Source organism: Sulfurimonas sp., from assembly GCF_016744025.1.
Taxonomy (GTDB): Bacteria; Campylobacterota; Campylobacteria; order Campylobacterales; family Sulfurimonadaceae; genus Sulfurimonas.
In genome coordinates this window covers 1-19501 of record NZ_JADGFC010000040.1, presented here as the reverse complement: position 1 = coordinate 19501, position 19501 = coordinate 1, and the positions used below count along the sequence as shown (strand labels likewise).

Here is a 19501-nt window from a genome sequence, read left to right as displayed (position 1 = left end):
GTGTACTAATTAATTTTATTTTTATCTTTTTTTAGGTCGTCCTGCTTTTTTATTTTTATAATCTATCCCTGTTAATAATTTTATTTTATCATAAAAGTTATCATCTCCGCATGGTTTTCCTGTTCTTGTTTTTTCCTTTATAAATTTTATTTGTGTGTTTTCTTGCAAAAATTCTTTATAATTTTCTATATTATCTATCAGCTCATAATTTGATAATAATTTATCTTCTTTTACTAAATTCAATCTATATTTTGCACTTGTATATTTATAATTCCAAGGATAATCAACCATATATGCTTTTACTGGATTCTGCTCCACATATTTTAAGGCATGTAAAAAATGGACTTCATCTAAAGGAGTTGAATAGAATCTTTCTTGAAAAAGATATTCATCGAACGAACACCTCTTTGAGTTATGTGATGCGGTGTATTTGGGATTACAACTCTTCTTATCCTTGCCATTTTTTATCTCCAAAATTTAGATATAAAAAATAATACAAAAATAAAATCTATTTTGCTAAATATATTGCAATTTGCTAATTAATTGGTATCCTGTCCCCGGAATTCTTTGCACTTTAAACTTGAATTGGCGTTTTAAATACAACATTTATTTTCTCAACTGTAGTAAAAATTGATATCTAATGGAGTATTGTGCAAGTTCTAAATAAGCATTCCCATCGAGGACGATGGGGAGGAGGAAAAAATCTATTTTTCTAAATATATTACAATTTGTTAATTAATTGCTATCCTGTCCCCGGAATTTTCTAAAACTTCCAAAACAACTTTAGCTTTAAACTCTGCACTGTATGTTTTTCTCTTGATACTCATTTTTCATCCCTCACTTTTATGCTCTTATTTTATCTTTTTTAATAAGAATATTGTATTAAGTGGTTTGTTTTTCTGGGGACATTATACCTTTTATGGTTGTTGTCTCTTTTGTGTTGATGTTTATGTTGTTAGCTTGAAGATTTGAGTTTGTATGAGTTGCTTGTACATTTGTAGACTCTGAGTTATCTGCACTTGCACTCATACTAAAGCCTGATGTTCCTATGCTTATGTTTACGTTTTTATGTTGAGTATCTTCACTTTGGTCATGGTTATCTTTAGATGCTAGTATGTCTGTTGTTTTAGCATCTATGTTTATGTTTTCATTTGCTTGGAGATTACTTCCTTGTACAGTTACAGTGTTTTTAGCATTAAGGGTAATGTTATTACCTGATATACTTGAAGCTTTACTTCTTTGTTCATACTCTTTTAGTTGTGTCTCTATGGCATCTATATCTAGTTCTAGAGATGCACTCATACCATACGTTGCACTTGAAGCTGCCGCTTTTGCAGTTTTATTGTTTTTAGAAGTGAAGATTAATTTACGAAGATATGGGTTGAAGTTAATTAGTATCCTGTCCCCGGAATTTTGTCCTCGGAATTTTGGGAATTTTGAGAATGATGGGGACTAGGAAAATTTACACTTCAAAGTTATTTAAAATAAATCTTCTTATATTGTTTTTATTATACTCAATATTCTTATTTGCTTTTATGCTATCCACTTCAAAGTCGACATGTTCGCTACAAAAGTCTAATCCCTTATTTACATAAAAAAACAAGTATTTTTTCTCATCTTCATTCATAGTTTCACTATCTTCAATCTTATTTATAGATTTTTTAAATGATTCTACTGCTGTTAAGTATTGACTATTTGTCATTTCATTTCTCGCCTTAATAATTAAAAAAGGTATTTTATCTTCTACATAACTATTTGGCAACTTATTTAAACACTCTTCAACTTTACTATATTCACCTAACCTATGAGCTTTAAAAAGCTTTACAGTTGGGTATAAATATATTAACTTTTTTATAAATTTCATACTTTATCCTCCTAAAAGATTACCTAAAGACTCCACAATATCAACAAATGAATTTCTCCCACTACTTCTAGCCTTATTTGAATTATTGTATGAATCTGCATTATTATTATCATTTACCCATTGTCGTTCTTCCGCTCTTGTTTGTCTAGAACTACCTTGGTGAGACTTTAATTCCTTATTATTTGGTATATTCTTTTTATAGTAATAATTTGGATTTGCATTTGCTTTCTTTTTATCACCCTTTCCAAATTTCTTTAAAAGTCCGAAACCTCCAACTACTGCAGCAAAATATACATTGTTATCTCCAAGTTCTTTATTTAAGGAACTAAACTCAGCATTGTTGACTTAATTAAAAATATGGGGGTTTGAAAACCCTTGCAAACTTCTGTATTTTTAATTAAGTCAAAAAAAGCGAGTTTTTAAACCCCCGTTTTTTTAATTAAGTCCAATTTTATCATTTTTGAAATAAGAAAACAAATTTTACTGGTTCAGTTTTAGGGGTTCATTATAGTTTCATACCAAAGATTATTATAAACTAAAACTCTTGCAGTTGAAGTACCATAATCATTTTCGATGATAGTTGCATACCCAGCTCCTAAAGCTAATAATAATAGTAGTGCAGTGACTTTAAATGAAAATAATATATTAATAAATTTCAAGATAATCCTTTTTTGTTTAATTGTCTTTTGATTGTATAGTAAAAGTGTGTTAATAAAGTGCCAGAAATATTTGATATTGAGTTTATTCTAAAATTAAAAAATACAATAAAATTATTAGATTTATGGCTTAATTAAAAATTTGATATAATTCTACTAACTTTAAATTAAACCACGTAATAACTACTTAAAATAGGTATATATAGAGGTTTAACAAATGATATGAATAGGGTAAATATGACACAAGAAGAATATAAAATATATATAGATAAAGTTATTAGAAGAGTTGAAGCAGCTAGACTTAAAGTAAGTGACTATCATATTGTAAAAATTGTAGCCATAAGCAAGTACTCTGTTTCTAATGAGATATCAAATCTTTACAAGATTGGTCAAAGAGCATTTGGTGAGAATAAGGTTCAAGATTTAAAAGCAAAAGCTGTAGAACTTGAAGATTTACCTTTAGAGTGGCATTTTGTTGGAAACCTACAAAAAAACAAGATAAATAACCTACTCGATATCAACCCTACTCTATTTCATGCACTTGACTCTATAGAGATTGCACAAGAACTTCAAAAGAAGTTAGAAGCTAAAGATATGACTCTAGATGCTCTACTTCAAATAAACTCTGCAAAAGAAGAATCAAAATATGGCTTTATGCCTGAAGTAGCAGCAGATAGATATGCTCAGATTACTAAAGAGTGCCCTAATATTAATCTAAAAGGTCTAATGAGCATTGGTGCACATAGTGAAGATAAAGAGATTGTCAAAAAGAGTTTTGAGACTACTTACGAAATTTACAAATCTTTAGATGGAGCAACTATTTGTTCTATGGGAATGAGTGGAGATTTTGAACTTGCAATAGAATGTGGGTCAAATATGATTAGACTCGGATCGGTAATGTTTAATAAATAATCTCAATTTTAAATATATTTTAGTTATAATAAATATAAACTATGTTTATATTTAAAGGATAATAATGAAAAAAACCATATTTATGGATAAGTACCCTGTCTATTCACTTGAGCTCAATAAGGATGAGATTTCTAAGAAAACTATGCAAGAGATAGTTGAGTACTTTGTAGATAAAATTGAAAAACATCCAGTATCAGTAAATATAGCTGTTTTTGACCACTATACACATACTAAAAATTTAGATGGTCCTATCAACGATGAAATAGTAGATGCTAAAAATGTTATATTTTGCTTTGGTTCAGCAATTCCAAGTTCTAAAATATTAGCAGCAAGACCAAGAAGTATTGGAATATCTGAGTTTAAAGATAAATTTTCAATAGACTTTATAGAAGCACCAAATGAAAAACCACACGATATCATGGAAGCTTGGTCAATGGATTTGAAGAGTAAGTAAAAAAGAGGAATTAAAGGTTTAAGTTTGGAATAGTTAGGGGCTTACCAGCCTCTAACTATCTTATGACAGGCGATACAGTTAGCAGTAAGCTCACCATACTCTCTCGTAGCATCTGAGTAATTTTCAACTGCTATAGCTTTTTTAAGTGCTTTTATATTTTCAGTTACATTTTTGTTAATATTGTGAGTAACTTGAATTTTATTATTGTGTTTAATAAAAGTAGATACATCTACATTTGCAAAAATAGCATTAGCATTCTCAACTACTTTTATACCACTAGAAATATCTTCTTTATTACTGTATAAAAAACCAGCTTGAATCTGATTCATTCCCTGTGTCATTAGACTCATTGTCGCGTTAACTGTAGTTTCATTTGCTAGTGCTAGTACCGAACTTGCAACTAAAGCTAAAATCATTTTCTTCATTTATTTCTCCGTGGTTTTAATGTAATATACTAGTCATATTACACTTTTAAATATTAAAAGGCTATTAATATTTTTTATAATTTATAGTATATTTTATAAAGTGAATTTTAGAAGCACATTTAATGAGGTAAAAATATTTTAAATACTGCTCCATCACTGTTTTGACTCACTTCAAGCCGTCCAGAACAGTGCTCTTCAATTATAATTTTACTCATATAAAGACCTAGTCCAGTTCCACTTTTTTTGCTCTTAGTTGAAAAATAAGGATCAAAGATTTTCTCAATATTATCTTTTAATATTCCACCACCATTATCACTGATTTGTAAAACACCATTATTGTCTTGTTTATAAGAACTTATTTTTATATATGGATCTTTTATTTTTTTTTCAATCAAAACATCTTCAGAATTTTTTATTATATTTATGATTACATGCTTTAACTCATTTGCATATACACTAAACTCACTAATACACTTTAAGTCTTTTATAATTTTTACATTTTTAATCGTTATTGATTTTCCTATAATATTTAAAGCACTATTTATTTCATCACTAAAGGTAGTTACAGTCATCTCTTTTGTTGGTTTAAAAAAATTTCTAAAATCATCAATAGTATCACTTAGATGCTGTGTTTTATTTGCTATGCTATTCATAGAATCTATAATCTTATCTTTTTCGATTTTATCAAGTAAAATATCAAACTGTATAGATGCTGTTGTAATGCTTATTATATTTAAAGGTTGTCTCCATTGATGTGCAATCATGCTTATTATCTCACCCATTTGGGCAAAACGCGACTGCTGAAATATTAGCTTGTCTTTTTTTTCAGCGTCCTTATGTGCTTTTTCCAAATCACATACAATCTCTTGCATCTCTTGAGAAGATACATCAAGTGAATGTTCCATAATACGACGAGTATCAGTATTATCTTTGTATGATTGTTCAACTTCTTTAAGTAACTTTTTAAATGTTATCTCATTAAGTGAAGAAAAAGAGTCTATACCAGCTTTTTTAAGTTGTCTTTTTAATACTCTATTTTCTGTCATATTAATTTTCCATCTCATAAATTAATAAAAGAGTCATTGTTTGATTGTGAAAATCACAACCTCCAGATGGTAGTTTTGATATCTGTCCATAAGAATAAAAACCAACAGTTGAAATATTTGAACTAAGAGCGTAACTTACTGCTTCTATTTCATCTTCAGCTTCTTGTTTTAAAACAAACTTTCTTCCAACACCACTGATACCAATACATAGAGCTTTTTGCTCCTTATCATAGTCTTGGATTAGACATTCAGTCGCTTCTTGAGAACTTTTAATCAAGTCATCAAGATTTGTTCTACCAAATGAGACTATACTATTTTGAGGGATATTTCCAGCAAATATTATACTGTTTTCTTTTTCGTTTATTGCCTTAACAGATCTAAGTTTTGGTTCACGAGAAGCATCTTCATGTAGCATAAGTGGAAAATAAAGTCCTGATAATGGAAGCTCACTTGCATACTCTCCTAAATATCTTTTATATAATTCTAAAGCAGGTTTATTATCTAATGAGTATAAAATATTATTTTCTGAGTGTGTAACATGTCTATCAAATCCAAACCTTGTCCATCCATTTTTACATCCATAATGAACTTGTAAATTATTTCCATACAAACCTACGGCACATATTTCTTTGTTCATTATTTTAGAATTTATAATTAGCCAAGTCTTGTTAAAGTCAACTCCATCTCCAACTAACCCTCCAGCAATTACACAATTTTTAGGAATATTTTCACTTAAACCTTTTGTTAATTCTGATCCATTAGTATTTAAAACATTAGCTAAGACAAATATTGATTTTAAATTATCTTTTGGTAAATCATTTACGATTTCTTTTCCAACCTCATAAGAGTTGGCTTCTTCTATATCTTTTACAATTAGCTTGAAATGGCTAGTATCAAAACGAAGAATAGCCATGGTAATTGAGTTATAAAGGATTTCATTTTCGTATATTTCGGCTGGTGTTGAAGAACCGATAACAGTAGATTTTGGATATATACGAACAATATCATCAATTCCCTCTTTAATATCCTTCATTTGTGTACAAGCAAATAGTATTATTAAAGTATTTTCAGAGTCTAAACTTCTATCAAGGTCTTCATTCCAACTTTTATCTTGAAAAAGATAAGTTTTCATCTGCATAATTTACCTCTATTTTTTTGGTTTAAATCTTACTGCACTGCTTATAGGGTTAGCGATTATATTTTGTTGATACTCTATCATTTTTTCAAAAGGATTTAAAAACTTTTCTAAATCATTTTCTAGTATTTTCTCTATTTCATGCTTGTTTAATAATTCCAATACACTAAGGGTTGACTCTATGGTCGATAAACAAAACTCAGATGGTTGTTGTTTTATCTTAAACTGTGAAAGTTTTGTAGAGTCAAAACTTATATGTCTTAAAGCTTGTAAATTTTTAGATTCTCTTAGCATCTTAAGTGAACAAGACCATGTTGAATCTATAATAAATATTGCCATATCTCTTTTTGTATAAGGGTTATTATGGCTAATATTTAAGGCCTCTTTAGATGGATATAAAACATAACTATCATGCGATGCTATAATCTCGTTTATTTTTTGATGGTTTGAGAAGTCTACACCAACAAATAGTTCCGAGTTTTGCAAGGCTAAATGAGTTAAATGTCCTGTTCCATTTTTGACTTTTTTGAACTCTTTAGGATGCATCAGTATAACGAACTTTGTTTTAGTCTTTACATTATGAACATGCTTACACATACAAGAGCTTGTAGGTCGGTAACACTTATAGCATTTCTCTCTATCGCCAAAGTATGTTTTCATAAAACTCCTAGCACACGAAGTGGCATAATTAAGGGTGTAAAAAAGACCATTTCATCAGTCCATGTGCTAAGTGCTTTTGATTGGCTAGAAAAGATAAGAGCTTCATATTTGAGCTCCCCAAGTTTATCATTTTCATTTATTTTTAGCATCTGTGCTATTTGTACAAACTCTTCGTTTGAAAAACCGTAAACATAAGAATAAACTTGAGAATCACTAGCTTGAATCATTACATTTAAATAAGATGAATCTTTTAATTTCAACTGAACAAGACTTAAGTTATTTCTTTTATACAGCACTTCATACTCTTGTCTGTCATCAAAAATATACATTACACTATATAAACCACCATAGACGAACTCAAAATCAAGCTCAGTCTTAGCTTCTTCGTAAAAGAGTATTCTGCCATTTTCATTTTTTAGTTTATAGATAGTTACAAACAGGTCTTTAAAATTTAAAAATCTTGAGTCTATTAGCTTGTTTGTGAGTAATAAATCATTAGTACTATATTTTAAAACAAGCTCTTTATCTTTGTTTAGGATCAAAGAGCTGGTACTACATCCTGATAAAATAAAGAGACTTAAAAGTATTAAAATAAAAATTTTCATTATACAGCTCCCATATCAAATATATAGTTTTATTATACTACAATTGCACTACTTAAAATGCTGAAAACAGAGGATATTTCTTGTCAAAAAACTATGACCTTATCGTTATTGGAGCTGGTGCAGCAGGTATGATAGCTGCCATAAAAGCTGCAAGAGATTCCAATAGTGTCCTTCTTCTTGAAAAACTATCTCAAATAGGTGCGAAGTTAAAAGCAACAGGCGGTGGTCGCTGTAACCTTACAAATACACTTTCTAATGAAGATTTTATGGCAAAATTTGGACGAGATGGTCGTTTTATGCAAGATGCTATAAATAACTTTAATCACAAAGATCTTATAGAGTTTTTTAAAGAGATTGGTGTTGACACTCATGCACCTGATGGCTTTAGGGTTTTTCCAACTTCTCACAGTTCTGCAACTATTATTTCAGGTCTGAGAGATGAGATGCAAAAAATTGGTATTGATGTTTTATGCTCACAAAAAGTAGAAAAACTTCTTTGTACAGATAATCAGATAACTGGAGTTCAAACACACTCAGATACATTTACAGCTCAAAATGTCATTATTGCAACTGGTGGCTTAGGTTATCCTACTTTAGGTGCCGAGGGTGACGGATATTCTCTTGTCTGTGAGCTTGGACACAATACTACAGAGCTTCATCCAGCTATGATGCCATTAAAAACTAAAGAAATTTGGGTTGCTAAATGTCGTGCAGATACTATAGCCAAAGCTGAGCTTCGAGTAGATATGAAAAAGCATAAAAAACTAAAGGTTTCGGGTGACCTTATCTTTACAAAGAGTGGAATTAGAGGTCCTGTTGTTTTAGACTTTGCAAGAGAGATAACACCACTCATAAGTAAGTATGGAGAAGTTCCTATTTTACTTAATCTTACTAAAGGGATGAATGAAGAGCAGATAACAAAGCACATTAAAGATGCAGCTCTTAAAAACCAAGAAGCAACTATGCATGAACTCATCTCTACCCTACTTCCAAGTCCTCTAGCACTAGAGTTATGTTTGATCAGCGGAGTTGACCCAGATGCAAGACTAAAAGTCATATCTGGACTCTCACGTGCAAAACTAATCAACTATCTTGCATGGACACCACTTACTATTACTGGTCATGATGGATTTAAGATGGCAATGATTACACGAGGTGGAATAGTTTTAAAAGAGATAAATCCCAAAACAATGCAGAGTAAAATAATTAATGGATTGTACTTTTGTGGAGAAGTTATGAATCTAGATGGACCATGTGGAGGATATAATCTCCAGTGGTCATTTGCTAGTGGGCATCTCGCAGGTGAGCTTAAATCATAATTCTTATAATTCTACTATAGTCTCATTATCAGCGTTTAAAAAACCCTGTATTTTTTTATCTTCATATATTATATGCTGAACTAGCCATTTCTCTATAAACATCCCAAGTTCTAGCTCAAATGTTTGGGTATCCATAACTGACATTATTTTTATAAAAGTATTTATCTCTTTTATAATTTGTTCATGTTTTTCACAATGAAGTTCATATAAGGGATATTCTATCTCTTGCATAAAATTTTCTTCATGTTTAAAATGACTCTCAAAATATGTAGAGAGCATAATAAGGACATCTTTGTTCTTCTGTTTACAATTACTATCCTCACCTTTTTCAAAGGCTAAATTTGCTATTTCAAACAATACTTGGTGTTCTATATCAATATCATCTTGTCCTATAAGAATTGTTTCTACAAAGAATGCTAGGTCTTTTTAAAACTCTTTTATATTTAGATCATAGATCTTATCAAGTAGAATTTTCATACTTTCAGTTATATGTTTATGAAGAACTAGATGTTCTTTAATCTTGGGATATTGAATAACACGCATAAAGCTCTCTTCATGTGAAAAATGGACTTGAATATATTCGTTAAGAGCATGTATTGTGTGTTTTATTTTAGCTTTACGTAAATCGGGAGTAACAGGTTCAAAAGCTTCGGAGGCTATATCAAAAAGATATTTATGTTCTGTATCTATTACGGAGTGTCCCAGAGTGTATTCTTGTTACCATGATATGTCATACATATTCACTCCTAGTAATCAAGATAATAATCTAGCATTTAAATACTTTAGTGAAAAAGAAATTAATTTGAAGTTAAAGGTTCGAGGGAGTATAAAGAAAAAGACCATATGAAAGATAAAACCTTAAATGGTCATAAATAGAAATTATTTAGTCGGAGAACTAAACACTGGTGATACTATTTTTTTGAAGATTTCTTTTTTGCTTTTTTCTTAGCAACTTTTTTTGCAACTTTCTTTTTAGCAGCTTTCTTTTTAATAACTTTCTTCTCTGCAGCTTTTTTTGCAACTTTCTTAGCTACTTTTTTCTTTAGTTCTTTTGCCATTGATGGATCCTTTTAGGGTTATTTTATGACTTATTACTTACTTTTAGTAATAAATTATAGTGATTATACACTTTATATATATTATTGTCAACAAATTTGCTATAATTATGGTTACAAATAGATTACAAAGAATTATTATGACATTTATAGATTTTAAAAAATTACTACTAGATGCTGAGATTAGTCTTCCTAAGTTTAGCAAACTCATAAAAGTAAGCGAGAAGAACATTCAGTCTTATAAACAAAAAGGTGAAGTGCCAAATACTATAGCTGTAGTAGTTACATGTTTTGCTTCTATGCATAAAGAGGGAATAGACTTTCGTGAGATTATTGAAGCTTTAGAGTTAACTGCTAAAATAAAAAAAGGTGCAGGTTTCGCTAAAAAAAAGAAACCTGCTAAAAAAACTGAAGAGCTAGAAACAGCTCCAAAAGACTAAGTCAAAAAAGTCTTTAAGTTTTAAACTGTTCTAGTTTATTAGTTAGAGACTCAGTTAACTGATTTAAGTGCTCAGATGCAGAAGCTATCTCTTCTACACTTTTTGCATTGCTACTTGAAATAGAATTAATTTCACTTATTCTACTAGATATTAAATTTACTTCTGAACCAGTACGTTCAAAGTCTTGTACAGTTTTATCACTAGTTAGTGTTGCATTATTTACAATCTCAGTAGTTTTATTAATTTTACTCTCTACCTCTGTAGAAATCTCTACTAGTTCATTCATCAGCTTTGAATTAATTTCCATATGCTCGCTTGCTGTACTACTTGATTGCACAATTATATTTATAGTAGCGTTTATTTCTGTCAATGTTTTTTGTGTTCTTTCAGCTAGTTTTCTAACTTCATCAGCAACCACAGCAAATCCTCTACCGTGCTCACCTGCTCGTGCTGCTTCTATGGCAGCATTTAATGCTAGTAAATTAGTCTGTTCAGCAATATCAGAGATAACACTTAATACATCTTTAACTTGATCCATATCTTTAGAAAGAGATTCTATATTTAAAGCTAGTTCAGCTTCACTTTCTGCACTATTATTTACTTTAGAAGTTAAATTAATTATTTCATCTCTTGCTTCATTAAGCGTTGAGTTTGCTTCTAGCATCTCTTCCTTATTACGTTTAGACACTTCAACTGCCAATATTATTTCATCATTTATTGCTGTAGTTTGTTTAGTAGTATCTCTTATAATTTCTACAGATTTTTCTACATTTTGTCCAACAAGGAGAGACGTTGTTGAAAGTTCATGAGATATAGATGAGTTCTCAGTAGAACTATTTTTTGCATCTTTAATGGTATCTCTAAGTTCTAAAAACATCTTATTTAAGTTTTGAGATAATTTACTTAGTTCATTATTTTCATCAATTGGAATGGATATAGATATATCTTTATTCTTTGTTATTTGGTTAATCGCCACAGAAATTTTTTCTATTTGAGAATTGATATTTTTAATAATAATATAGGTAAAGATTACAATAATAAGCAGTAATATAATAAAAGCAATTATCATAACTGTTGTAATTGTCTCTTCCTTTTCTTTTATCTTAGTTTTCGTAGTCAATAAAAGTTCTTCGAGTGAAACATCTGTTTCATGTAATGTATTTCTAAGTTTGCCCAATACTCCATCTTTTGGAGTTAACCCCATCTTTTTATAAGCATCTACTAAAGTGTGGAAATCTTTTTTATAATCATTTAAAAGTTCTGTAGTTTTATCAGACTTTTTAGAATCTTTCAAAAAAGATTCTATTGATTTGTCAAACTTATTAAGATATTTCAAATCACTTCTTAGCATAAAATCTTTTTCTGCACGGCGAAGCATAAGCATATCAACTTGCAGGTTATGGTTAGACCCTTTTTTAAGTAACTCTTCCAAATTATGTACACTTGCTCTTAATGAGCCATATAAAGCATCTTTAGAATTTAAACCTATACTTTTTTGAATAGATATTACTTCATTAAAATTATTTGAATATTTATCAACTATATTCTTTAAATCAAGAACTTTTTCTTGATTTATTCCATGCGTTTTAAAATCAGAAGATATTTTTGTTAGATACTTTAGTAATACTTGATAATTACTTTTAAACTTATCTTGATACTTCAAATCTTTTCTAGACAAGAAATCTTTTTCATTTTTACGAAGTTTTAAAATAGTAGCTTCTACACTTTTAAGCTCGAACTTTATTTGTGATAATTCATTCATATCTTTTGAATCTAAGTAGAAGAAAAGGCCCAATACACAAAATGACAAAATTGATATTCCAGAGAGAGCTATTAAATGTGCTCTAAATGTACTTAATAAAAACATTATCGATTCCTTTAATTAAAATATTTAATAATATATTCTATCAACTTATATATTAATAAGAAATTAAAAAAAATAAATAATTAGTGATATTGAACTATTTAGGGACAATTTGTATCAGTAAAATGCCTAATAGAAGCAAAACCATAAGCTTTACTCTCTTTTATGTCTTTTATGTGATTTTCTGTTACTACTCCTCCAAGAGCAATAACTTTTATTTTACACTTTTTTAAAATATCTTTCAAATCATCTATTCCCTTTGGTTTACCCTTACCAGGAGATGCAAAGATGGGACTATATGTAACTGCATCTGCTCCAAGAAACTCTGCTTTTAAGACTTCTTCATGAGTGTGTGTACTTATAATAACTTCGAGACCAAGTTCTTTTGCTTTTTTTATATCATCAAACTGAGTTGATGTAAGATGCACGCCACTTGCCTCAAGAGTTTTTGCTAGCTCTATATTTCTATGTATAAAACTTTTTAAATTTGAAAACTGATTGCAAACTTCTACAAAGTGAGATGCTTGAATATCATAGTTTGGATTTGACTTATCTCTGTACAGAGCATACGAGGGCATATGCTTTTGAATCTGTTCATGTAAAATATTGCGAAATATTGCAGGAGTATCTGTGTAGAACTCTCTTGAAGTTATAAGATACTTCTTCATATCTTATCTTAAAAGAGGGTTTGCTGATCGTTTTTTAGGAACTACAAAATCAACTTTTTTAGCTTCTTCTTCACTTTCATATCTCTGAGTAATACCATTTACATGGTACTCTAATCGATTAAGTAAGTAGAGTTCATCAGTGCTATATTTTTTCTTTGCATCTATTATAAAATTTTGTAAAAATTCTAATTTTTGAATCTCTTCTTCAAACTCTATACTCTTTACAATAGCACTGATTTCATCATATTCATCACCACAAGACTCTAAAAAGTCATATGACAAATCTATAGTTTTCATAGTATCTAGTGCTCTAGAAAACTCAAAATGATTGTATAACATACAACCCACAAAATATTCAACATCTGAACTCTCAAACTCTGAATATTGTTTTTCTTCATCAAGAAAATGCTTATGCCAAATTTCTAAAATCTTTTCTGTTTTTTTATCCATGTGAAATTATACCCTATAGCAATTAATAAAGCTTTTAGTGACATATAAGTGACACAATTTATTATGAGTGTTTAAATCATCTTCCATTAAAATTCCCGTTAGAAAATTAAATGGAGTTTGCTGTGGTTGAAAATATTTTAAAGAGAAATGGTACACATAAAGAGTTTTTATCATTTAAGATTGAAGATGCAATTAAAAAAGCTTTTAAAAGTGAACACATTACTTATGATAGTTCTATATTTTTTAATGTTTTAGATCGTCTAAAAAGCAAACGTGTTGTTGCTGTTGAAGATATCCAAGATGCGATAGAAAAAGAATTATACAATGGAAGATACTTTGATGTAATGCGTTCTTTCATTCTTTATAGACACATGCATAAGATGCAAAGAGACACTCTTTTAGATGAAGATACAACTTATATCAACTCTACTCAGACGATAGAAGAGTACATCAACAAAAGTGACTGGAGAATCAAAGCAAACTCTAACACTGGTTACTCAAATGCAGGTCTTGTTAATAACACTGCTGGTAAGGTTATCGCAAACTATTGGTTAGATAAAATCTATTCAAAAGAAGAAGGTCATGCTCATAGAGATGGTGATTATCATATCCATGATTTAGACTGTCTTACTGGTTATTGTGCTGGTTGGAGTCTTCGTGTTCTTTTAGATGAAGGGTTTAATGGTGTTCGTGGTAGAGTTGAAAGTGATGCTCCTAAGCATTTTCGTGAAGCTCTTGGACAGATGGCTAACTTCCTTGGCATCTTGCAAAGTGAGTGGGCTGGTGCTCAAGCATTTTCATCGTTTGATACTTACTTAGCACCTTACGTGTTCCGTGATAAACTTCCATACAAAGAAGTTAAAAAAGCTGTTAGAAGTTTTATCTATAACCTTAATGTTCCAGCACGTTGGGGTCAGTCTCCATTTACAAATGTAACTATTGACTGGACAGTTCCTGATGACCTAAAAGATCAAATTCCTACATCAAAGACTCTTCACCTATTTAAGAATCTTCTTGATAGTGAACTAGAAAATGAAGCTAAACTAAGAGGATGTGATTCTCTTGAAAATATGACATATAAATATTTTCAAGCAGAGATGAACCTGATAAACAAAGCTTACTATGAAGTAATGACAGAGGGTGACAAGACTGGTCAACCTTTTACATTCCCTATTCCTACTGTAAATATTACAGAAGATTTCGATTGGCATGGTGAAAACACTGACATTCTTTTTGAAAACACTGCAAAAATCGGTTCTTCGTACTTTCAAAACTTCATTGGTTCTCAGTATAAAAGAGATGCTGATGGAAACTTAGTAGAAAATGAAGAAGCTTATAAACCTGGGCATGTTAGAAGTATGTGTTGTAGACTTCAACTTGACCTAAGAGAGTTACTAAAACGTGGTGGTGGACTTTTTGGAAGTGCTGAGATGACTGGAAGTATTGGTGTTGTTACACTAAATATGGCTAGACTTGGTTTTCTTCACAAGGGTGATAAAGACGCACTAATGGCTCGAATTGATCAACTTATGGATTATGCTAAATCTACATTAGAGAAAAAAAGAGTTTTTGTTCAAGATATGTATGACAGAGGTCTTTATCCTTATACTGCTAGATATTTACCAGGATTCAAAAATCACTTCTCAACTATCGGTGTAAATGGTATGAATGAAATGATTAGAAACTTCACTAGTGATAGTTATGATATTGCAGCTGAAGATGGAATAAAACTAGCACTTGACATTTTAAACCATATGAGAGACAAAATGGTTATCTATCAAGAAGAGACGGGTAACCTTTACAATCTTGAAGCAACTCCAGCAGAGGGAACTACTTATAGATTTGCTAAAGAAGACAAGAAGAGATATGGTAACTCAATTTTACAAGCTGGAATGGATGATAATATCTACTATACAAACTCATCTCAAATCCCAGTTGATTTAACAAATGATCCTTTTGAAGCACTTACACTTCAAGATGATTTACAGTGTAAATATACAGGTGGAACTGTTCTTCACCTTTACATGCAAGAAAAAGTTAGTTCAACTGAAGCATGTAGAAAACTAGTTAAAAATGTTATCTCAAACTTTAGACTTCCATACATCACTGTTACTCCACTATTTTCTATATGTCCAAAACATGGATATATGGCTGGAGAACATGAGTATTGTCCAAAGTGTGATGATGAACTGATTCATGAACAAGAAAACATCAAATTAGAAATTTCGTAAACCAAACTTAAAGGAAAATAAAATGAGCAAAAATGAAACATTAGCGTTATTAAATGACAAAAGACAAAAGTGTACTGTATACACAAGAGTAATGGGATACCACAGACCTGTTGAGAGTTTCAATGTAGGAAAAACTGGTGAACATAAAGAAAGAAAGCAATTCACTGAATACTAAAAAATCAGTCTTTGATATAACAAAGTTTACTCATGTTGACTACCCTGATCATCTAGCTTGTATAGTTTGGTTTAGCGGATGTAACATGAGATGCGACTATTGTTATAACAAAGAAATAGTCTTTGCAAAAAGTGGTAACTACACTACTAACGATGTTTTAGAGTTTTTAAAAACACGTATAAACCTTCTCGAAGCTGTAGTCCTCTCCGGTGGAGAAGCAAGTTCTCATGATTTAGTAGACTTATGTAAAGCCATAAAAAAACTTGGCTTTAAAATAAAACTTGATACAAATGGAACATACTTTTCACAAATAAAAAAGTTAATAGAACTAAACCTTCTAGACTTCGTAGCACTTGATTACAAAGCCCCAGAAAATAAGTTCACTCAAATCACACACTCAAACAAATACAATGATTTTTCAAAAACACTAGACCTTCTTATAAATGAGTTTAAAGACTTTGAAGTAAGAACAACACTTCACAATGACCTTTTAAATACTGATGATATAAATGCTATCGTTAAAGACTTAACTACTAGAGGTTATAACAAAAACTATTACATACAAAGATTTCAAGATACGGGAGAGTCAATCGCAGGTATTGGACTTGCATCTAACTCTTTTGATGAGAGCTTATTATCAAATGATTTAAATATTATATGGCGTTAACATAAATCAACTTATTTATTCCATTTATTGGATAAAATAGAGCATTAAAAATATAGGAGTAGATTCTATCATGCAGACAGAAGACCTGAATTCTAAACTAAACAAACGTGAAAGATATAAAGCCAGACTAAAACCAATAGAGTATTTTAAAGAGTTTGAAAACATTGATTTTGAAAATCTTGGAGAAGGAGATAGGTTTTTCCTTCAAGACTTTGGTATCTTTACTACAGACTTCTTAGAAGATGAATTTACTATACGTCTTCGTATTGCTGCTGGAAAACTTACTCACGAACAATTCTCTTACATCGCCGATATAGTTGCTGAGTATGACCTTACTGTTATTACAACAGCTAGAGGTGGTCTGCAGATTCACGGAGTGGACGAAGAAAATGTTTTAGATATTTGGAAAAAGTTCAATATGAATGGTCTTACTACATGGCAAAGCTTCGGTGACAATATCAGAAATATTGTTTCAGATGTTTTTGACGGTCGTGGAATCTACTCAGAGATAGAAACTTACCCTATAGTTATGCAGATGCAAGACTACATCATAAAAAATCCTCGTTATGTAGGAATGCTTCCTCGTCGTGTTTCTATTGGTATATCTGGAAATAGTGCTAGTGTTACATCATTTTTTGCAAATGACTTGTATTTTGCTCTTGCAAAAAAAGATGGTGTTTATGGTTTTAATGTTTACATGGGTGGAAAAAATACAGAGATAGCACAAGATACAAATATCTTCTTACTTCAAACACAAGTATTTGACTTCTTTAAAGCATTTGTAGAAGCGTTTTATCTACATGGTTCTCGTTTTTCCCGTTCTAAAACTCGTCTATTTTATCTTATAGAAGATATTGGACTTGATGCCTTAAAGTCATTTATAGAAAAAGAGTATGGCGAGCCATTTGAGTCGGGTGGAGAGTTACAACTAGACAAAAAATTATTTTCTGCAAATGAAAAACTAAAAGATGGAACTTACTCTTACTGCTATCAAACAGACTTCGCTAGACTAAGTGTTGATGAGATGAAAGAGATATCTCAGTTTGCATCCCAGAATGATGTAGAGATTAGAATCGGAGTTGATCAAAATATCTACCTTCTTGGTTTAAAAGATGAGTCAACTCCTTTTGCATCTCCAAAAGAGAGTTCAACTATCATTGCTTGTGCTGGTAATCTTTGTCCTTACTCTTTTTGGAGTATCAAAAATGAAACTCAGTACATACCACTTACTAAGATAGCCCAACATGGAATTACAGTTGGATTTTCTGGCTGTATTAAAGGCTGTGGAAGACATAGACATACAGACATTGGTCTAGTTGGTCTAAAAACTAATAACTTTGGCGATACAGATGGAGGAGCAAGAGTATTTATCGGCGCTGTTCATACAACTGGTCAAAGCATAGGACGTATGTTATTTACTATGGTTCCTTTAGTTCATCTTCATAACACTCTTGCGGTTATCATAGAGATATATGAACAAAGTGGCTATAAAAACTTCGAAGAGTTCTCAGATGCTATTCTTAACAAGTATTCTGAAGGCTTCTTAGCTCTATGGGTATTGGCAAACATACAAACGAGTAAAGCTTTAAAGTTAGAACCTACTGATTCAGGATTTGAGTATGAAAAAACCCTACTTCAAAGTAACTTTGCTGATGTAGATTTTATAGAATCAATTGATGAAGAGTTTTCAACTTCGGTAAGTGCTCTTGCTAAAAAGCTATGGACTGTAGCAGGTGAAGATCCTAATTATAAACCAAGAATAAATAGAGTGAACTTCCGTTAATGAAAATATTAATTATAGCTATTATGAGTATTATTGTGCTATCAGGTTGCATGACTCATGTCAATGCAAATTTTAATGGTAAAAAGAGTGGAATTGGTGTAAATACAAAAATAACTCGTTAAATAAAGTTTTTATATTTCTCCAAATATATAAAGACTAAGCATTCAAAATAATTAAGTATTTCTGCTTCAGTCTAATGCAAAACTCATATGTTATACTTTAGACATGAATAATATGAATAATTTAGAGACATTTATTGAGTTATTACCAGATTTAGCATTTTTCAAAGACATGAAAGGTTTATATACGCATTGTAATTCTGACTTCCTCAGTTGTGTAAATAGAGATAAAAAAGACATTATTGGTAAAACAGTATTTGAAATATATTCAAATGAAAATGCAATTAGAATCAAACAAAATGATGATGAAATTTTAGAGAGTAATCATAGAAAATCTTACGAAGAAACGTTCATCAACAACGATGGGTCTATTACATATTTTAAAACTACAAAACAGGTTTTACATGATGAATCTGGAAAGAAACTAGGACTTTTTTGTATTGTTAGAGATATAACAGAACGAAGAGAGTATAAGTTAATATATGAAGACAATCATCTAATCTTAGAATATATTGCTAAAAATGACGACCTACAATCAACTCTTAATAAAATTGTATATTTAGCACAGCAGAGGAATAGAGGTTCTAAATGTTCTATACTTTTACTAAATGATAGTAAAAAAAACCTTTTAAATGGAGCGGCACCTAGTTTGCCTGATTTTTATAATGAAGCAGTTAATGGTTCAGAAATCGGCGAAAAAGTAGGTTCATGTGGCAGTGCTGTTTACAAACAAGAAAGAGTTATAGTTGAAAATATTGATACACATGAAAACTGGAAAGACTTTTTAAAGTTCACACAAAGAGCTAACCTTCATGCCTGTTGGTCTGAACCTATATTTTCTTCAGAAGGTGAAATACTCGGAAGCTTCGCAATTTATAACGCCAATTCCAACAACAAGTGCAATTTCCACCTAAATTAGCTAGCTAATCTTTTACTCATTTCACTGAAAAACACTTCATACGGAGTTTTGTAT

At 30.5% G+C, this 19501-nt stretch carries 25 protein-coding genes; 10 read left to right on the top strand and 15 right to left on the bottom strand.

Translation table 11 applies throughout. The annotated features are described in order from the left end of the window. Positions 1–21: 21 nt before the first annotated feature. The 4 genes from QZZ48_RS07615 to QZZ48_RS07600 form a co-directional block, all read right to left on the bottom strand. Entirely contained in the window at positions 22–474 is a 453-nt protein-coding gene (locus QZZ48_RS07615) for a hypothetical protein (protein WP_294963899.1), read from the bottom strand. Positions 475–882: 408 nt separating this feature from the next. Beyond that, positions 883–1302, bottom strand: a complete 420-nt coding sequence (locus tag QZZ48_RS07610; RefSeq protein WP_294963898.1) for a hemagglutinin repeat-containing protein — start codon at positions 1300–1302, stop codon at positions 883–885. A gap of 160 nt (positions 1303–1462) precedes the next feature. Beyond that, positions 1463–1864, bottom strand: coding sequence for a hypothetical protein (locus tag QZZ48_RS07605; protein WP_294963897.1), 402 nt, complete (start codon positions 1862–1864; stop codon positions 1463–1465). A gap of 494 nt (positions 1865–2358) precedes the next feature. Then, positions 2359–2523 carry a hypothetical protein gene (locus QZZ48_RS07600; RefSeq protein WP_294963894.1) on the bottom strand — a complete coding sequence of 55 codons (165 nt, stop codon included), beginning with the start codon at positions 2521–2523 and terminating at the stop codon, positions 2359–2361. A 234-nt stretch (positions 2524–2757) separates the two neighbouring features. Between QZZ48_RS07600 and QZZ48_RS07595 the strand changes: the two genes are divergently transcribed. Beyond that, positions 2758–3432 (top strand): YggS family pyridoxal phosphate-dependent enzyme, encoded by a 675-nt coding sequence (locus QZZ48_RS07595; RefSeq protein ID WP_294963891.1) that lies wholly within the window; start codon positions 2758–2760, stop codon positions 3430–3432. Positions 3433–3496: 64 nt separating this feature from the next. Further along, positions 3497–3886 (top strand): DUF6858 family protein, encoded by a 390-nt coding sequence (locus QZZ48_RS07590; protein WP_294963888.1) that lies wholly within the window; start codon positions 3497–3499, stop codon positions 3884–3886. A 41-nt stretch (positions 3887–3927) separates the two neighbouring features. On the opposite strand, the gene QZZ48_RS07585 is transcribed toward QZZ48_RS07590, so the two are convergent. The 5 genes from QZZ48_RS07585 to QZZ48_RS07565 all read right to left on the bottom strand — a co-directional run bounded on the left by QZZ48_RS07585 (position 3928) and on the right by QZZ48_RS07565 (position 7757). Next, on the bottom strand, positions 3928–4311 hold the full coding sequence (locus tag QZZ48_RS07585; protein WP_294963886.1) for a cytochrome C: 384 nt from the start codon (positions 4309–4311) through the stop codon (positions 3928–3930). 119 nt (positions 4312–4430) lie between these two features. Beyond that, positions 4431–5357, bottom strand: coding sequence for a HAMP domain-containing sensor histidine kinase (locus QZZ48_RS07580; RefSeq protein ID WP_294963883.1), 927 nt, complete (start codon positions 5355–5357; stop codon positions 4431–4433). A gap of 1 nt (position 5358) precedes the next feature. After that, positions 5359–6495, bottom strand: coding sequence for an FIST N-terminal domain-containing protein (locus tag QZZ48_RS07575; protein ID WP_294963880.1), 1137 nt, complete (start codon positions 6493–6495; stop codon positions 5359–5361). A gap of 9 nt (positions 6496–6504) precedes the next feature. Continuing rightward, complete coding sequence (locus QZZ48_RS07570; protein WP_294963877.1) at positions 6505–7152, bottom strand: tRNA-uridine aminocarboxypropyltransferase; 648 nt, start codon at positions 7150–7152, stop codon at positions 6505–6507. Beyond that, positions 7149–7757: a hypothetical protein gene (locus QZZ48_RS07565; protein WP_294963874.1), complete on the bottom strand. Its 609-nt coding sequence runs from the start codon at positions 7755–7757 to the stop codon at positions 7149–7151. Before QZZ48_RS07565 ends, QZZ48_RS07570 begins: the two co-directional genes overlap by 4 nt. Before the next feature lie 80 nt (positions 7758–7837). On the opposite strand from QZZ48_RS07565, the gene QZZ48_RS07560 reads away from it, so the two are divergent. Continuing rightward, positions 7838–9076 (top strand): NAD(P)/FAD-dependent oxidoreductase, encoded by a 1239-nt coding sequence (locus QZZ48_RS07560; protein WP_294963871.1) that lies wholly within the window; start codon positions 7838–7840, stop codon positions 9074–9076. Between the two features lie 3 nt (positions 9077–9079). On the opposite strand, the gene QZZ48_RS07555 is transcribed toward QZZ48_RS07560, so the two are convergent. The 3 genes from QZZ48_RS07555 to QZZ48_RS07550 form a co-directional block, all read right to left on the bottom strand. Further along, positions 9080–9469: a hemerythrin domain-containing protein gene (locus QZZ48_RS07555; RefSeq protein WP_294963901.1), complete on the bottom strand. Its 390-nt coding sequence runs from the start codon at positions 9467–9469 to the stop codon at positions 9080–9082. Between the two features lie 33 nt (positions 9470–9502). Continuing rightward, complete coding sequence (locus tag QZZ48_RS15800; protein WP_366755920.1) at positions 9503–9781, bottom strand: hemerythrin domain-containing protein; 279 nt, start codon at positions 9779–9781, stop codon at positions 9503–9505. Positions 9782–9987: 206 nt separating this feature from the next. Continuing rightward, entirely contained in the window at positions 9988–10134 is a 147-nt protein-coding gene (locus QZZ48_RS07550) for a hypothetical protein (protein ID WP_294963904.1), read from the bottom strand. Positions 10135–10271: 137 nt separating this feature from the next. Here QZZ48_RS07550 and QZZ48_RS07545 point away from each other — a divergent pair, with 137 nt between their 5' ends. Next, complete coding sequence (locus tag QZZ48_RS07545; RefSeq protein ID WP_294963868.1) at positions 10272–10571, top strand: hypothetical protein; 300 nt, start codon at positions 10272–10274, stop codon at positions 10569–10571. A gap of 13 nt (positions 10572–10584) precedes the next feature. On the opposite strand, the gene QZZ48_RS07540 is transcribed toward QZZ48_RS07545, so the two are convergent. The 3 genes from QZZ48_RS07540 to QZZ48_RS07530 all read right to left on the bottom strand — a co-directional run bounded on the left by QZZ48_RS07540 (position 10585) and on the right by QZZ48_RS07530 (position 13553). Continuing rightward, entirely contained in the window at positions 10585–12438 is a 1854-nt protein-coding gene (locus QZZ48_RS07540; RefSeq protein ID WP_294963866.1) for a methyl-accepting chemotaxis protein, read from the bottom strand. A 98-nt stretch (positions 12439–12536) separates the two neighbouring features. After that, positions 12537–13103 (bottom strand): thiamine phosphate synthase, encoded by a 567-nt coding sequence (locus tag QZZ48_RS07535; protein ID WP_294963864.1) that lies wholly within the window; start codon positions 13101–13103, stop codon positions 12537–12539. A 3-nt stretch (positions 13104–13106) separates the two neighbouring features. Next, positions 13107–13553 (bottom strand): hypothetical protein, encoded by a 447-nt coding sequence (locus tag QZZ48_RS07530; RefSeq protein WP_294963862.1) that lies wholly within the window; start codon positions 13551–13553, stop codon positions 13107–13109. Positions 13554–13675: 122 nt separating this feature from the next. Between QZZ48_RS07530 and QZZ48_RS07525 the strand changes: the two genes are divergently transcribed. The 6 genes from QZZ48_RS07525 to QZZ48_RS07500 all read left to right on the top strand — a co-directional run bounded on the left by QZZ48_RS07525 (position 13676) and on the right by QZZ48_RS07500 (position 19447). Then, positions 13676–15784, top strand: a complete 2109-nt coding sequence (locus QZZ48_RS07525) for a ribonucleoside triphosphate reductase (RefSeq protein WP_294963860.1) — start codon at positions 13676–13678, stop codon at positions 15782–15784. A gap of 22 nt (positions 15785–15806) precedes the next feature. Continuing rightward, the gene (gene nrdD, locus QZZ48_RS07520; RefSeq protein ID WP_294963858.1) at positions 15807–15959 is read left to right on the top strand and encodes an anaerobic ribonucleoside-triphosphate reductase; all 153 of its coding nucleotides are present in this window, start codon (positions 15807–15809) and stop codon (positions 15957–15959) included. Further along, positions 15922–16626 (top strand): anaerobic ribonucleoside-triphosphate reductase activating protein, encoded by a 705-nt coding sequence (locus QZZ48_RS07515; RefSeq protein WP_294963855.1) that lies wholly within the window; start codon positions 15922–15924, stop codon positions 16624–16626. The genes nrdD and QZZ48_RS07515 overlap by 38 nt, the downstream gene beginning before the upstream one ends. Positions 16627–16696: 70 nt before the next feature. Beyond that, a complete protein-coding gene (locus QZZ48_RS07510; RefSeq protein WP_294963852.1) occupies positions 16697–18409 on the top strand; it encodes a nitrite/sulfite reductase in 1713 nt (570 codons plus the stop codon). Next, entirely contained in the window at positions 18409–18531 is a 123-nt protein-coding gene (locus tag QZZ48_RS07505) for a hypothetical protein (RefSeq protein ID WP_294963849.1), read from the top strand. Before QZZ48_RS07510 ends, QZZ48_RS07505 begins: the two co-directional genes overlap by 1 nt. A 112-nt stretch (positions 18532–18643) precedes the next feature. Beyond that, positions 18644–19447 carry a PAS domain-containing protein gene (locus tag QZZ48_RS07500; protein ID WP_294963847.1) on the top strand — a complete coding sequence of 268 codons (804 nt, stop codon included), beginning with the start codon at positions 18644–18646 and terminating at the stop codon, positions 19445–19447. The last annotated feature ends 54 nt before the right edge of the window (positions 19448–19501 follow it).

Excerpts from the sequence above, each read along its gene's own strand:
- QZZ48_RS07590 (WP_294963888.1), top strand. The coding sequence starts at position 3,497 with ATGAAAAAAACCATATTTATGGATAAGTACCCTGTCTATTCACTTGAG.
- QZZ48_RS07610 (WP_294963898.1), bottom strand. The coding sequence starts at position 1,302 with ATGAGTGCATCTCTAGAACTAGATATAGATGCCATAGAGACACAACTA.
- QZZ48_RS07570 (WP_294963877.1), bottom strand. The coding sequence starts at position 7,152 with ATGAAAACATACTTTGGCGATAGAGAGAAATGCTATAAGTGTTACCGA.
- QZZ48_RS07585 (WP_294963886.1), bottom strand. The coding sequence starts at position 4,311 with ATGAAGAAAATGATTTTAGCTTTAGTTGCAAGTTCGGTACTAGCACTA.
- QZZ48_RS07545 (WP_294963868.1), top strand. The coding sequence starts at position 10,272 with ATGACATTTATAGATTTTAAAAAATTACTACTAGATGCTGAGATTAGT.
- QZZ48_RS07565 (WP_294963874.1), bottom strand. The coding sequence starts at position 7,757 with ATGAAAATTTTTATTTTAATACTTTTAAGTCTCTTTATTTTATCAGGA.
- QZZ48_RS07510 (WP_294963852.1), top strand. The coding sequence starts at position 16,697 with ATGCAGACAGAAGACCTGAATTCTAAACTAAACAAACGTGAAAGATAT.
- QZZ48_RS07605 (WP_294963897.1), bottom strand. The coding sequence starts at position 1,864 with ATGAAATTTATAAAAAAGTTAATATATTTATACCCAACTGTAAAGCTT.
- QZZ48_RS07505 (WP_294963849.1), top strand. The coding sequence starts at position 18,409 with ATGAAAATATTAATTATAGCTATTATGAGTATTATTGTGCTATCAGGT.
- nrdD (WP_294963858.1), top strand. The coding sequence starts at position 15,807 with ATGAGCAAAAATGAAACATTAGCGTTATTAAATGACAAAAGACAAAAG.
- QZZ48_RS07580 (WP_294963883.1), bottom strand. The coding sequence starts at position 5,357 with ATGACAGAAAATAGAGTATTAAAAAGACAACTTAAAAAAGCTGGTATA.
- QZZ48_RS07530 (WP_294963862.1), bottom strand. The coding sequence starts at position 13,553 with ATGGATAAAAAAACAGAAAAGATTTTAGAAATTTGGCATAAGCATTTT.
- QZZ48_RS07550 (WP_294963904.1), bottom strand. The coding sequence starts at position 10,134 with ATGGCAAAAGAACTAAAGAAAAAAGTAGCTAAGAAAGTTGCAAAAAAA.
- QZZ48_RS07500 (WP_294963847.1), top strand. The coding sequence starts at position 18,644 with ATGAATAATTTAGAGACATTTATTGAGTTATTACCAGATTTAGCATTT.
- QZZ48_RS07535 (WP_294963864.1), bottom strand. The coding sequence starts at position 13,103 with ATGAAGAAGTATCTTATAACTTCAAGAGAGTTCTACACAGATACTCCT.
- QZZ48_RS07595 (WP_294963891.1), top strand. The coding sequence starts at position 2,758 with ATGACACAAGAAGAATATAAAATATATATAGATAAAGTTATTAGAAGA.
- QZZ48_RS07540 (WP_294963866.1), bottom strand. The coding sequence starts at position 12,438 with ATGTTTTTATTAAGTACATTTAGAGCACATTTAATAGCTCTCTCTGGA.
- QZZ48_RS07575 (WP_294963880.1), bottom strand. The coding sequence starts at position 6,495 with ATGCAGATGAAAACTTATCTTTTTCAAGATAAAAGTTGGAATGAAGAC.